This window comes from Microcella frigidaquae (assembly GCF_014200395.1).
Taxonomy (GTDB): Bacteria; Actinomycetota; Actinomycetes; order Actinomycetales; family Microbacteriaceae; genus Microcella; species Microcella frigidaquae.
The window spans coordinates 1603059-1616357 of sequence record NZ_JACHBS010000001.1 but is presented as its reverse complement, the minus strand read 5'-3'; the positions used below and the strand labels follow the sequence as shown (position 1 = coordinate 1616357).

Below are 13299 nucleotides of genomic sequence, written 5' to 3'. Positions count from 1 at the left end.
GGTCAAGTGCGCGCGTCAGAGCCCTCGCGTCAGCGGTTCTCCGCAGGGCTCCTTCGAGGCAGGCGGCGGCGGCTCTCGCCGGATCACCCCTCGTCGGCTGTATGCCTTGCGGTCCTGGCCGCTAGCCGTTGCCCCCTCGGCCGGTTCGGGTGAATCACCCGCACCGCCGCCGGTTCGCAGACGCTATCTGATCGGCACCCGAGGCCAGACTCCCACCTCCTCTCCTGGCGGCACTCGCCGCCTAACCCACTCACAGGAGGAGAGTCCATGTCGTCTGCAATCTTGCCCGGGCCGGCCGGGGTCGGCGATCCGCCGCGGAGGACCCGCCTGCGCGCGGTGCTGTCGGTGGTGGTCGCGCTGCTGCTGGCGTTCAGCGGTCTGTTCGTCGCCACGCAGCCGGCGCAGGCCGGCAGTCGCGGTGTGGGCTATGACATCGGTCAGGGCTGGCTGGGCGCCTACCAGGCCGATGACGGCCGCCAGGTGTACTGCATCGACCTCGGGCTGGACGTGCCGTTGTCCCCGACGTCGGGACCGCACACCGTGACCTCGCTGGACTCGCTGTCGCGCCAGCAGCTGGCCGAGCTGAACTACGTCATGGCCCGATGGGGGCAGTCCGGGGATCCGAACGTGACGTCGGCCGTGGCGATGTTCGTGTGGTCGATCGCCGATGCCGGGACCTACAACAGTCATGGGATGAGCGGGGACGCCTACTACATCGCCCGGGCACCGAGCGGGGCCCGATCGACGATCCTGGGGCTGCTGGCGCAGATGCGGGCGGAGGCGCCCGCGTACGCGGTGACGGACCCGTCGCTGTCGCTGTCGATCGAGATGGTGGATCAGTACACGGGCACGCTGACCGTGGCGGCGCACCCCTCGCATCTGCAGGGCACCGCGAACCTGTCCGGCGCGGTCTTCGACAACGGCACGACCTCGCGCACGCTGGGGGCGGGCCAGTTCGGGATCACCGGCACGCCGGCCGACGGGGCGCCCTGGTATGAGATCGGCGCGTCGATGTCGGTCGCGGCCGAGGGCTACGGGGCGAAGGTCGACCTGTACATGGCCGGCGCCGGCGAGCAGCGCACGATTGCGGCGGTCGCTGGGTCGCCCGGGAGCCTCTCCGCCTCCGCGCAGACGCCGCGGATCGACCTCGACTTCCAGCCCGTGATCGGCACGCAGGTCGCCTCGCGGTTCGTCGCTGAGGGCGACCCCTTCGTGGACCAGCTGACGGTGTCCGTGACCAAGGGCACCTGGACGATCCTCGATGGCGCCCGGATCCCGATCACCGCGGCCGGGACGCTCTTCGGACCCTTCGACGAGCAGCCCGCCGAGGCGGACTCCCCGCCGATCGGCGCGCCCGTCGCCGGCGTGGAGGAGCTCACCCTCGCCGGCGCCGGCGACTACACCTCTGCCGGCTCGATCACCGCGCCCTCGTCCGGGTTCTACACCTGGGTGTGGGAGATCGACAAGGACGCGCAGGGCGAGCTCGGCCGCTACCTCATCGGCTCCTACACGGACCGATTCGGGCAGGTGACCGAGACGAGCGTGGTCCCGTTCCAGCCGAAGGCGGTCTCGACCGCGCAGCAGCGCCTCGTCGTCCCGGGGGACCCGCTGACGGACCGGCTCGTGGTCTCGAGCGTGAACGGCCCGTGGCTGAAGGTCGACGGGCAGCCGATCCCGGTGGTCCTCGAGGGCACCCTCTACCAGGTGCCGGGCACCCGACCGCCGACTCAGAACGCGGCCGTGGATCTCGACGCGGTGCCGATCGGCACCGTCACGGTGACGGCGACCGGACCGGGGAGCTACATCTCCCCCGTCGTCACCGCCCCGGCGGCCGGGTTCGTGACGTGGGTGTGGGAGGTCAAGAAGTCATCCCAGCCGGAGTGGGTGCGCGACTACCTCGCCTCCGGCTGGTCGGACGACTACGGCGTGCCGACCGAATCGACCTCGGTGCGCTGGCCGATCCACACCACCTCCGAGTTGCGCGAGTACAACGTGCACCCCGGCGGCAGGGCGTTCGACATCGTCACGGTCTCCGGGTTCCCGGCCGACCACGGCGACTTCCACGGCGACGGCTACTGGCTGGCCGACGTCGACGAGCTCGTGCACACCGTGTACGGCCCGTTCGACACGGACGCGGTGCTCACCGACGATCTGGATCTGTCGGACGCGCCGGTGCTGACCAGCATCACCACGCCCGCCAGAAACGGCGTCTACCGGCTCGGCTACGAGGACGGCGACCGGATCACTCCGACCGAGGCGGGCTACTACGTCGTCGTCACCAGCTTCGCCGGCGACGACCGCGTCCAGCCCTACACTTCAAGCCCGGCCGACATCCTCGAGCGGTTCTACGTGCCCCCGGCCACCCCGCCGGCGACACCGCCGACGGTCATCACGCAGGCCACCCCGGCCGCGCTGGTCGGTGAGCCGTTCGACGACATGGCGCTCGTGCAGGGCACGATCCCGGACGGCGCGACGCTGGTGTTCCGTGCTTACGGCCCGGTGCCCGACGGCGAGGCGGCGGTCTGCGAGGAGGCGTTCTACGTCTCCGACCCGATCCCGGTCACCCAGCCGGGCGTCTACAGGTCCGGGTCGACAAGCGTCGATGCGGCGGGCAGCGTCCACTGGATCGAGACGCTCTACGACGCCGACGGCGAGGTGCTCGTCGAGGGCAGCTGCGGGGCGCCCGGGGAGACGACCGTGGTGACCGAGCAGCCCGTGGAGCTGACGGTGACGACCCTCGCGACCCCGACCGTGGTGCTCGGCGAACCGGCCACCGACACCGCGATCGTCTCCGGCACGGTGCCGGAGGGAGCCACCATGGCGTTCGAGGCGTACCGGCAGCACGGCGACGCCCCGGTCTGCACGGCGGAGGAGCTCGTCTACGCCGGCGAGCCGATCCCGCTCGACGGGCCTGGCGACTACCTCTCCGAGCCGGTCGTGTTCGAGCACGTCGGCACCTACTACTGGATCGAGACCGTCCGCGACTCCGAAGGCGAGATCCTCAGCCGCGGCCTGTGCGGAGCACCCGGCGAGACGACGACGGTGACCGATGTCCCCGCGCCGCCCCCGCCGCAGCCGCCGACCGACAAGCTGGCCTACACCGGGACCGGCGACTGGATCTGGCCGGTGGGGATCGCCGGCGGCGTGTTCCTGCTCGCTGGCGCCGCCGCTCTCGTCTTCGGTCGACGTCTGGCGATCCTCCGTGAGCGCAACGGCTACGTCCGCGAGGAGGACCTCGAGTACGGCGGCTTGGAGGACATCGACGGGCTTGACCTCGGCTCCTCCGACACACCCTGAGCACCTGGTAACGCAACAGCACTGCTGCCCGCGCCGTTGGGGTGCGGGCAGCAGTGCTGCATGCGGCGCGCAGCCACCATGTCACGATGGATCATGACGTCTCGACAACGCGGTTCCTTGTCGAGCGCCGCCGCAGCACCCGAGGGTCGCAGCCGTCCTCTGCCCTGGCGGGCGCCTCCCGGCGCCTGGAAGAGCGGCTGGAAGCAGGCCCGTGTGTCGGCGCCCCTGCCTTAACGCCGGCTCGCGCATGGCCACGCGGCGGGCGTCGTCCGGTTCAGCTCCCGAGGCCCAGCGCGGGGAGTCCGTCGACGACGCGGGCGCGGGTCGCCATAGGCTCGCCCGCGAGCTCGGCTTCGCGATCGAGGCAGGCGATCGCGATGTCCGGCGCCCGCTGGTAGCTCATGCCGACGGGATTGATCTCGCCGCGCACGTAGCGGACCCGCGGCCGCCGGGGTTCGCTGGCCTCGGTGCGGATGGCATCACGCTCCGCGCGCAGGCGGCTCAGCAGCTGGTGGGTGGGGTGCGTGGCGCGCTCGAGCCAGAGCTGCAGCCGGCGGCGCTCCAGGGCGTGCTCTCGGGCGTGCTCTTGTCGGCCCAGCCGCGGCGGCGGCAGCAGGGCTGCGGCCGGCGGCGGCGAACTCATCGGAACGTCGATCTGCCGGGAGGGTTCGGCTTCGCGGAGGATGGCGTTTCGCCGAGCGGCGTCGAGGTGCTCGAGGCCGGCCCAGAAATCCGTGGCGGCGCGCGCATCGGCGAGGATCTCATCCGCGCTGCGCGCCGTGCGGCCGAACGGTGCCGGGTGGGTGGCGGACATGGAGGGGCTCCCGTGTCGTGTGCGACACAAGTGCCCGCCGCGCCTCGGGCGCGGATCAGCCGCTCAGGAACTCGGCATGCTGGGGGCGGTTCAGCGGGTGGCGAGGGCCTGCCGGGCCGAGGCGCGCAGCTGCTCCCGCTGCTCGGCGGTGTAGTCCGGTGTCGGGTTGCCGGCGGCCTTCGCCTCGCGGCGCCATTGGCGACGGACCCGCCACATCAGGATCGCCTCGCGGACGCTGTGGCCGACCAGGAGCACGATGCTGAACGGGACGAAGAGGGCGAACTTGGCCAGGCTGATCACCGAGAACATGCCGAGCAGGATGCGTAGCCAGTCCAGCCAGCCCCACTGCTGGTTCTCGGCGGACAGGATCAAGAAGAGAGGGTAGTAGACGGCGACCCCGGCGAGCCCGACGGGCACGCCCCACCTCAGGCGGTCGCGCTGGCGGAAGTGGTTGAGCACGATGTTGCTCGGGAAGAAGGTCTGACAGAACCATGCGACCGGGGGAACGAGCCGGAGGAACAAGTAGATCAGGATCAGGACGGCGATGATCATCGGACGGCTCCTCTCGGGTTTGTGGCTGGCCTCCCTCACGGTAGGCGTCGGCGGCGGCGCTGTCGCCCGCGTGCTGTGGATAACTTCGGCGCGAGGGAGTGCCTGTGGGCAACTGTCAGAGGGCCGACGCGGCGAGGCCAGCCAGGGTCGGAGCGTCCCGCTCGGACCGGGCATGCGCCTCGGCGGTGAGCTGGGCGGCGCGGGTCAAGGCCCGGCGGGCGAGGTCACGGTCCCGGGTGCGTGGCCAGTCCTCCGGCGTCTCGCTTCCGAGCGGAACCGAGTCGGTGACACTGTGCCGGTCGCGGTAGGCGGCGACGGTCGTCGCCAAGCGCAGCCACGCCTCACGTCGGGTCGGGTCGTCGGGTGCGGGGCCGAGCTGTGTAGTCCAGGGCTGTCGGGTCGTGATGGCGGTCTCGGCGAGGGAGCGCGCCCGTTTCGTGATTAGCCTGGCACGCTCGGTCAGCGCCGCCCGGGTGGCGTCGTCAGCCGGGACGGCGGCTTCGGGGATGAGACCGGCGATGAGACGCGGAACGCCCTTGGCGCGCGGCAGCTCACTGTTGGTGAAGCGGTGCAGCAGGACCGCACCGATGTCCTCCACGTCATAGAGCGATCGCTGGGCGACGAGGACGGGCAGGGCGGCGGCGAGATCGACGCGATCGGCTTCGGCACGGCGGAACTCGGCGAACAGCGGCCCGGCCGAGTCGGAGGCCAGGACGTCATCGAGCTGCTGCTCGGTCAACCCGGATGCGGTCAAGAGTGCGACCCAGCGGTGGCGGCCGGCGTCGGCGTCGATGGTGTCGTACTCGGCCGCGAGCTGGGCGATCCCGGCCCACCGCTCGTGTTCGGCGGCGAGCGTATCCCTGGCGGACAGCTCGGCGCCGGTGTTGTGCAGGATCCGGTTCAGCACCGCCAGAGCGTCGGGCATGACGTGCTCCGGGCGGCGCTGGTGCTCCTCGAGGTGGGCCTCGTCGACGGCGACGTAGGCGATGTTGGCATGCTGGCCGCGGGTGAGGGCGACGTAGAGCGCCTCACGGGTCATGGCCTGAGAGGCGACCAGCGCGTGCGAGGTGTCGACGGTGAGCCCCTGGGCGCGCTGCACGGTGACGGCGTAGCCGAGGTCGACGTGCGCGGCCACATACCAGGCCGGCAGCCGCACCCAGCCGACTCTGCGGCGGGTGGTGCGGCGGGCCGTGAGGGAGCCGTCGAGATGGGTCGCGGTGACGACCCATCTGTCGTTGTTCTTCACCCAGCCACGGCCGGTGGTCAGGCGACGCTCGATCTTGCGGGTGATGATGAGATCGCCGGCGCCGACCGTGGTGCCGTCGTGCAGCCGCAGCCCGCCAGCGGTGACCTTGCCTGCGGTGACGCGATCGTAGCGAGCGCGCTCGTTGAGCTCGGTGACCGCCTGCAGGGTCTCGGTGACGAGGATCGAGCGGCGTCCGGCTGCCACGTCCGCACGCCAGGCGGCATAGGCCGCCTCGACCATCTGCTCGTAGCCGCCGGAGACGATCCGATCGTGCTCGGCGTAGTCCTGCAACACGGCTTCATCACCCAGGCGGAGTCGCAGCGAGGCGTCCCGCTCCCATTCGGCGGCAAACCGTCGCACGTCCACGAGCGTAGGTGTGTCGTCGCGCTCGTTAGCGAGCATGCCGAACGCGCCGCCGGAGTCGATGGGCTGCATCTGCGCGGCGTCACCGACCAGCAGCAGCTTCGCACGCGCCCGGTGCACCTCGAGAGCGAGCCGTTCCAGCGCGAAGGTTCCGACCATCGCAGCCTCGTCGACGATGAGCAGCTGCCCCGGCTGGAGCTGCCACTGGCCGATCCGGTTGCGGAGCGTGTCCAGGCGGTTGCGGATCATGCGCTCGAGCGACTTGGAGCTGCGGCCGGGATCCAGCAGCCCGGCCTTCTTCGCCGCGTCCGCGACCCGCGGGGATGCCGCCCGCAGCCTCGCCTCCCAGACGTCGGCCGGGCCGCCGACCGCGCTCACCCCGCGCAGCAGCCGAGTCAGCGCCTCGAGCTCGGCACGGCGGTCCGTGGCCTGGTCGGTCTCGTAGAGGAACTTGATCGTGTTCTCAGCCGTCACCCCCAGCTCCTGCCCGAGCACATCGGCCGCCGCCGCGGTGGGGGCGAGGCCCATCACCGAGCCGCGGCCGTGCACCTGTTCCCAGGCGCGGCGCAACGCCGAGAGCATGGTCGTCTTGCCGGTCCCGGCCGGGCCGACCAGCAGGTCCAACACAAGGCCGGAGCCCCCGATGCGGGCCAAGGCGGTGAGCTGGTCGTCGGCCAGACGGCGACCGCGCTCGTCGCGGCGGCGTGCGGCACGCAGGATCGCCGCCTCGGTCAGGATCGGTCCGCCGCGGGTGCGGGAGGCGCGCAGCAGCGTCTCCTCGGCGCCGAGCATCCGCTCGCTGCTGAACACGACCGATCCGACAGGGCGGAACATGCTCGACCCGTCCGGCCGGATGAACGCCGGCGGAGTCGGGGCCAGCTCGGGCGGGGTGAGCCGGAGCGAGCCGGCCTCGGCGGCATCGGCGACCCGCTGCAGCACCGCATCGCGATCGAGGGCTGAGGCGAAGCGGTGCTCGACGATCTGCCGGGCCGCCTCGGCAATGAGGTTCCACCGCCGCCAGGTCGACCGCTTCTCGCCCACAGCCTGGAGCACCGCACGGGCGACGGTGTTGATATCGACCGTGGTCCAGTCGTCGGCACGCAGCGTGCGCACCGGGTGAGGTGCGCCGGCGAGGCCCACCGCCCACCTGGTCGCGTCGCGTCCGAGGATGCTGGTCGCGCGGGTACGCCACTGCCGGGTCAGCTCGGCCAGCGAGTGCAGGGTCTTGGACGGCCGCGTGCTGATGGTCGCCTGCTGCCGCAGCCGGATGATGGTCTGCCGGGACGGGCGGCGGCCGTGTTCGGCCTTGTAGGCGGCGATCAGGCGCTCGTGCTCGGCGTCGATGTCGTGCGATCGGGAGGAGAACTCCGCGATCAGCTCCTCCGGGACCCCCTTGATCTCCCAGGCCGGAGTTCGCCGCTCGCCCCGGTCCCGCTGCTCCCACACCGCCCCGAGCTCGCGGTGCACCCGGTCCATGAGCATGCCGGTGTAGGTCTCCGACAGCGCAACCACGGCAGCGTGGATCGGTCGGCCATCGAGGGTACGCCACCGTCCGTCTGGACCCTGCGCCCGGTTGGCGATCACAACGTGGGTATGCAGGTGGGGGTCGGAGGCGCGGGATTCGTAGTGGTCGAAGGCGGTCGCCACGACGCCGCGCACCGGGATCTGTGCTGCCGCGCCGTCGGGACCTTTCGACCCCGTCCTGGTCGCCGCGATGTCGCGCTCGATGATGGCGAGCATGTCGCGGATAGTCTCGTGATGGGCGGTCGCGATCAGCGCCTGGGTACCGGCGTCGGCGACCGCCCACAGGGCGCTCAGCGACTTCGGCAGCGAGAACGTGTGATCGTAGCCCGCGACGGCGCGACGGCGGGCGCCGTTTGCATCGGTGGCGAAGTCGCGGTGCGCCCGGCCGAGCGGGGCACCGGTCAGCGGGTCGCGCCCCTCACCGAGCAGGCGCCGCAGTTGCTCCTCGGTGACCTCCTGGCCCTCGACGACACGAGTGCCCGGGATGCCGAGTGCGGGCACCCCGGAGCCGAACCACCGGCCGGGCGGGGTACCCTTGGCCGTGTAGTAGCGGATCAGCGGAGCGGTCATGTCGCGGCTGCCATCGCCGACGGCCACCGACTTCAACAGGTAGCGGTACGCCGCCCCGGCGGACATCACCCGCATCGACATCGTCACTCGCACGACCTCCGGACATGAGGTGCGTCGCGACGTCCGAGATCGCAAAAAGAGCAGCTTAGCTACCGGTGGTCACCATCGCGAACACGGATCTTGGCTGGTCACCGGGCTCACCGTTGCACAAGCAGGAACCTTTTCCCGCGCCCTGCTCGAGGGACGAGAGGAGAGATGCGCACCCTGGAGCGGGCTCCGGTTGGACTCCTCAGCGTCGCTGCTCGTCGGCGGCAATGGCATGGGCCGCGACAGACGCAACGGGTAGTAGGCCCACTGCCACAGTCGCTGCCCGGAGAGCATCTTCACGGTTGGAGTACGGTTCGGGAGAATGCAGGACTGGCCTTCTGTCTCGTTCCGCGTTCCACAAGGTGTGACGCTCCTCCGTCGTGATGAAGTGCAGCGTCAGGTCTTCGGCAAACTCTTGGATGGTCCGAGCATCCCGCTCGGCCATCACGATCGTCGGGAATGCCCAGCTGCTCTCCGCCACATGGATGCCGCGACCGTCTTCGAGCGCCCACGTGTACGCGATTGAAGAGTCCGCGCCCCGAAACCACCGAAGCGCGTCCGCAACCTCGGCGAAGTAGACAACGGGCGCACTCGATTCAATGCGAGATGCCAGAGCAGCCTGCGGTCGCGCGTCCGCAAGTGAGAACCGTCGACGGCGCGTCCATTCCTGCAAAGACACAGAAACGCCAAGGTCGTGTGCAAGCAAGATGAGGTTAGGGCCGAGGCGCCGGGAGGACTGTCTCCAGCCCGCGGAGTCGCCTAAGTGTTGTGTCATCGAAGCGTGGCGTGAGTTGTCAAGATCGCGTCGCCTCGTACGGTCGAGGCAGGACCGTCGCAGCGATACCGCAGACCGCGTCGAACTCGTCGAGGATCATGATGGGTTGGTGATAGGCGATGTGGGTTCCGGAGCTATCGTCGGTACCGACCGCGAGCCTTCCTTCGTTCTCCACGTCGCTGGTCACTGCCGGTATCCGATGACCGTCGTCATGCCGGACTCGGCGTGGTAGATGTTGTGGCAGTGGGCGACCCAGAGGCCTGGGTTGTCAGCGTCGAAGTCGACGGTGAGGGTCTGCTTGGGCAGGATGATCGAGGTGTCTTTCCGCGGGCCGCCGCCTTCGTGCTGGTAGGTGTGACCGTGTAGATGGAATGGGTGCCACATCGCGGTGTCGTTAGTGATCGTGAACCGGACGCGTTCGCCTTCGCGGATCTCGTGCGCGCCGTCGAGGGGCTGATTCATGTCAAACCGTCGCCCGTCGATGCCCCAGTCGTAGTCGGCCATATCTCCGGTGAGAGTGATCGCCACGGTCCGATCAGGCTGCCGTGGGGACAGCGCAACGCTGCTTTCTGCCGTCAGTAGCCGTGCGGTCCCGATCCGGCTGCTAGTGAGCTCCGGGATGCTCACATCGGCCGTCGGTGCTGCCGCGGTGCTGCCGGTGCGGATGACGGCGAAACCGCGATCGCGTTTGCCCTCGGCCTGAGCGATGAGGGGGAACGCGCCGTCATCCAGGGTGATGATCGCGTCGTAGCGTTCGCCCATGCCGATGAGGATGCTGTCGACTTCGACCGGTTCCACGGGGAATCCGTCGGTATGGGTGATGGTGAGCGTGTGACCGCCGATGGCGAGGCGGAACGCGGTGTCGCTGCCGACGTTGATGATCCGCAGCCGCACCTTCTCGCCGGCCCGCCCGGTGAACTGGGTCGGGTCGGCGGGGGGCTTCCCGTTGACGAGGTAGAGGGGATAGTAGACGTCGCCGGCGTCGCCGCCGAGCAGGTCGGAGGTGGCGCCCATGAGGGTGTTGCCCATCCGCATGAACATGTCGCCCATCCCGCCCATGTCGCCCATCCCGGCGGACAGCTCGTCAAGGACGTCGTCGGGGGTGGCGGTGACGCCGTCGAGCCAGTCGTCGAGGATGATGACCCACTCGTCCTCGTACCCGCCGGGCTCGGCGGGGTCCTCGACGATCAGCGCCCCGTACAGGCCACGGTCCAGCTGCACGCCGACGTGGGGGTGGAACCAGTAGGTGCCGGGATCGGGCGCGATGAACTCGTAGTCGAAACTGGCCCCGGCCTTGATGGGCTGCTGGGTGACCGGCGGGACGCCGTCCATGTCGTTGCGCAGCGCGAGCCCGTGCCAGTGCACGGAGGTGTCCGCCTCGAGCTGGTTCCGGACGGTGGCCTTCAGAGTGTCTCCGGCGCCGAGACGGATCACGGGCGCCGGAACAGACCCGAACGCCCAGGTCGGCGCGGTCGCCCCGGCTAGGTCCAGCACGGTCGGGGCGGCGGTGAGGGTCGCGGTGGTGACCTTCCCGGTGCCGCCGCGGCGCCGCTCGGCGCCTTGGACCTGGGCGCCGTCGGGCTGCACCCAGTTCGCCGCCGGCGCGCAGGATGCCAGCGCGACCGTCGCGACGGCGCCAATGCTGACGCCGAGGAACCCTCGCCGAGTTAGGAGGAAGCGGGGGCGTGGGGCGGGCGACGGGTTCATCGTTGTTTCCTTTCCGGCCGGGAGCGCGGGCCGTGGTTTTCGTCAGGGAGGCCGTCCGGGTCGGACGTCGCATGATCGGCGGAGGCTCGTGGGGCACGATTGCCGGTTGCCGTGACGGCCGAGGGCTCTGAGCGCCTGGATCCGATGGCGAGCAACGCCATTGCGATCAGCACGATCACGGTCCCGATCCAGCCCCACAGGCCCGGGTCCTCGCGCAGGATCAGCAGCGACAGCAGGGTAGCGAAGACCGGCACGAGCAGCGTCCACGCGGCGAGGAGGTCGAGCCGGGCACGTCCGATCTCGGTGAACCAGGCGACCGTGGTGGCGGCGGTGCCGACCAGTGATAGGAACAGCAGGGTGAGGATGAACTGGATGTTCCAGTCGATCGTGGGCGGCCCTTCTGTGACGGCTGCGGTGCCGGCGAGGATCGCACCTCCGATGAGCAGCTGAGCTGCCGCCACGATTCGGACGTCTGCGTGCACGATCCGTCCGATGAGGGTGCCTGCGGTGATCGCGGCGGCGGAGGTCAGTGAGAGCCACGCTCCGGTGCCGAGCCCGGAGGGAAGGACGATGATGAGTAGGCCGGTGAAGCCCAGGCCGATCGCGGCGATCGCGGCCGGGGTGGGACGCTCGCGGTAGAGCCACCACGCGGGCAGCAGGATCAGGATTGGCTGCGCGTTGGCGAGCACCGAGGCAATCCCGGTCGACAGTCCGGTGGCGGCGACGAACATCGTCGCGAATGCCAGGGCGATGTTCACCAGTCCGAGGCAGCCGATCAGTGCCCATGTCTTCGGGTCGCGGGGAAGAGGTGCCCGCTGGATGCCGGCGACGGTTGCGAGCGCGACCCCGGCGATGAGGGCTCGCAGTGCCGCGAGCCACAGCGGCGGGGCGTCTTGCAGGCCGACGGTGATCGCGACGAAGCACGACCCCCAGGCGAGCGTGACCCACAGCATCCGCAGCGGTCGGGGGTGCCCGTGCCGGCTGGCGTCCGCGAGGGGGCGGACGACGGTGTTCACGACGACTCTCGCGTGTCGGTCCCGCTGTCGCCCCCGTGGCGTCGATGATTCGAGTCGTGGGCGCCGGTGTGGTGGCGGTGGCCGAACAGGTGCATGGCGGCCATGCCGATGATCGCGACGTAGGGCAGCACTGCGACGACGTGGGGAAGGTGGTCGATGAACAGGTAGATCGCGATCCCGAGCACGGAGATCCCGATGATCAGCCACGCCGTCACAGGCATCCGTCGCCGCGGGTCGCCTTCGCCGGGATGGTCGGCGGGCGGTTGGTGGTCACCGGTCATGGTCGGGCTCCTCCGCCGGTGTGAGGAAGTCCTGGCGCATGCCGAGGCTCTCGTCGGTGAGGCGGATCGAGGTCGCGGCGTCGGGGACGGTGCCCGTCAGCGCGCGGATCGCGTCGATCGTCTCGGGCACGACGATGGCCTCGTTGTAGACCTGGTAGGCGAGGTAGGCCTCGCTGCCGTTCACGGTGACCAGGTCCTCCCACACGGCGACCTCCCACATGTCTCCCCGGGGGCGGCCGAGATCGCGCATCAGCTCGACGGTGGAGTTGAGGGCGACCAGGCCGTCGGACATCCGGATGAACGCGATGCGGGGCGCGGCGCGCAGGGCGTCCAGCACCTCGTCGCGGGTCGCCTCCCGGGTCAGTTGCAGCGTCCAGTAGTGGCTGTGGGTCTGCGTGTGGGCGCCTTTGGCGGCGATGGTGACGACATCGAGTCCGGGGAGCACGGTCTGTGCGTCGGGGCCCTGATGAGAGGGGATGGTCGGTTCTGGGACCATCGTGTTCATGATCCCGCCGAGGTGCGATTCCCACGGGTCGGTGGCGCGGCGGATGAGCACCCCGCGGGCGCGCAGCAGGAGTCCGGCCGCATCCAGCGCGCCGAGGATCCGCACGATGCTGGTGGTGTTGCAGGAGACCACCCGGGTGCTGTCCCTGCCGATGGCGCTGGCGTAGTTGGCTTGGGCGACGAAGGAGTGGCCGGTGGTGGAGTGGGACTCGCCCCCTTGGAGCACTGCCTTGACGCCGAGGGCGCGGTAGCGCTCCAGGTTTCCCGCTGCCACATCCTTGGGGGTGGTGTCGACGACGACGTCGCACTGCGCGAGAAGGTCGTCGAGCACTCCCTGTGCGGGCACGTCGGCGCCCCGCATGGCCTGCTGCGCCTCGATGGTGGAGGCGAACACGGGCAGGCGGTTCGCTGCGGACTTGATCCGCCAGTCGGTGGCGATGTCCGCGACGCCGACCAGGTCCATGTCCGACTGCAGCAGGACCGCGTCGGCGACGCGCTTGCCGATGACGCCGTAGCCGTTGACGCCGACTCGAATGGTGTTCATGTGCGTGCCTTTCTGATGA

General features: G+C 70.2%; 10 protein-coding genes. 1 reads left to right on the top strand and 9 read right to left on the bottom strand.

Annotation, left to right across the window (positions count from 1 at the left end):
* The first annotated feature begins 267 nt into the window (after window positions 1–267).
* On the top strand, window positions 268–3297 hold the full coding sequence (locus tag BJ959_RS07945) for a hypothetical protein (protein ID WP_153982911.1): 3030 nt from the start codon (window positions 268–270) through the stop codon (window positions 3295–3297).
* A gap of 274 nt (window positions 3298–3571) precedes the next feature.
* Here the strand turns inward: BJ959_RS07945 and BJ959_RS07940 are convergent, their stop codons facing one another.
* The 9 genes from BJ959_RS07940 to BJ959_RS07900 all read right to left on the bottom strand — a co-directional run bounded on the left by BJ959_RS07940 (window position 3572) and on the right by BJ959_RS07900 (window position 13280).
* Window positions 3572–4111, bottom strand: a complete 540-nt coding sequence (locus BJ959_RS07940) for a hypothetical protein (protein WP_153982912.1) — start codon at window positions 4109–4111, stop codon at window positions 3572–3574.
* Between the two features lie 90 nt (window positions 4112–4201).
* Entirely contained in the window at window positions 4202–4663 is a 462-nt protein-coding gene (locus BJ959_RS07935) for a hypothetical protein (protein ID WP_153982913.1), read from the bottom strand.
* A 115-nt stretch (window positions 4664–4778) separates the two neighbouring features.
* Complete coding sequence (gene mobF, locus BJ959_RS07930) at window positions 4779–8441, bottom strand: MobF family relaxase (RefSeq protein WP_165879055.1); 3663 nt, start codon at window positions 8439–8441, stop codon at window positions 4779–4781.
* Window positions 8442–8655: 214 nt separating this feature from the next.
* Window positions 8656–9132 (bottom strand): hypothetical protein, encoded by a 477-nt coding sequence (locus BJ959_RS07925; protein ID WP_183321936.1) that lies wholly within the window; start codon window positions 9130–9132, stop codon window positions 8656–8658.
* A 115-nt stretch (window positions 9133–9247) separates the two neighbouring features.
* Window positions 9248–9415 carry a hypothetical protein gene (locus BJ959_RS07920; RefSeq protein WP_153982915.1) on the bottom strand — a complete coding sequence of 56 codons (168 nt, stop codon included), beginning with the start codon at window positions 9413–9415 and terminating at the stop codon, window positions 9248–9250.
* Window positions 9412–10935 carry a multicopper oxidase family protein gene (locus tag BJ959_RS07915; RefSeq protein ID WP_153982916.1) on the bottom strand — a complete coding sequence of 508 codons (1524 nt, stop codon included), beginning with the start codon at window positions 10933–10935 and terminating at the stop codon, window positions 9412–9414. Before BJ959_RS07915 ends, BJ959_RS07920 begins: the two co-directional genes overlap by 4 nt.
* The gene (locus BJ959_RS07910; protein WP_153982917.1) at window positions 10932–11951 is read right to left on the bottom strand and encodes an EamA family transporter; all 1020 of its coding nucleotides are present in this window, start codon (window positions 11949–11951) and stop codon (window positions 10932–10934) included. Before BJ959_RS07910 ends, BJ959_RS07915 begins: the two co-directional genes overlap by 4 nt.
* Window positions 11948–12232: a DUF2933 domain-containing protein gene (locus BJ959_RS07905; RefSeq protein WP_033107642.1), complete on the bottom strand. Its 285-nt coding sequence runs from the start codon at window positions 12230–12232 to the stop codon at window positions 11948–11950. The genes BJ959_RS07910 and BJ959_RS07905 overlap by 4 nt, the downstream gene beginning before the upstream one ends.
* A complete protein-coding gene (locus BJ959_RS07900) occupies window positions 12222–13280 on the bottom strand; it encodes a type II glyceraldehyde-3-phosphate dehydrogenase (protein WP_153982918.1) in 1059 nt (352 codons plus the stop codon). Before BJ959_RS07900 ends, BJ959_RS07905 begins: the two co-directional genes overlap by 11 nt.
* Window positions 13281–13299 lie beyond the last annotated feature (19 nt).

Coding starts and splice junctions, on each gene's coding strand:
- BJ959_RS07945 (WP_153982911.1), top strand. CDS start 268: ATGTCGTCTGCAATCTTGCCCGGGCCGGCCGGGGTCGGCGATCCGCCG.
- BJ959_RS07940 (WP_153982912.1), bottom strand. CDS start 4,111: ATGTCCGCCACCCACCCGGCACCGTTCGGCCGCACGGCGCGCAGCGCG.
- BJ959_RS07935 (WP_153982913.1), bottom strand. CDS start 4,663: ATGATCATCGCCGTCCTGATCCTGATCTACTTGTTCCTCCGGCTCGTT.
- mobF (WP_165879055.1), bottom strand. CDS start 8,441: ATGCGGGTGATGTCCGCCGGGGCGGCGTACCGCTACCTGTTGAAGTCG.
- BJ959_RS07915 (WP_153982916.1), bottom strand. CDS start 10,935: ATGAACCCGTCGCCCGCCCCACGCCCCCGCTTCCTCCTAACTCGGCGA.
- BJ959_RS07905 (WP_033107642.1), bottom strand. CDS start 12,232: ATGACCGGTGACCACCAACCGCCCGCCGACCATCCCGGCGAAGGCGAC.
- BJ959_RS07900 (WP_153982918.1), bottom strand. CDS start 13,280: ATGAACACCATTCGAGTCGGCGTCAACGGCTACGGCGTCATCGGCAAG.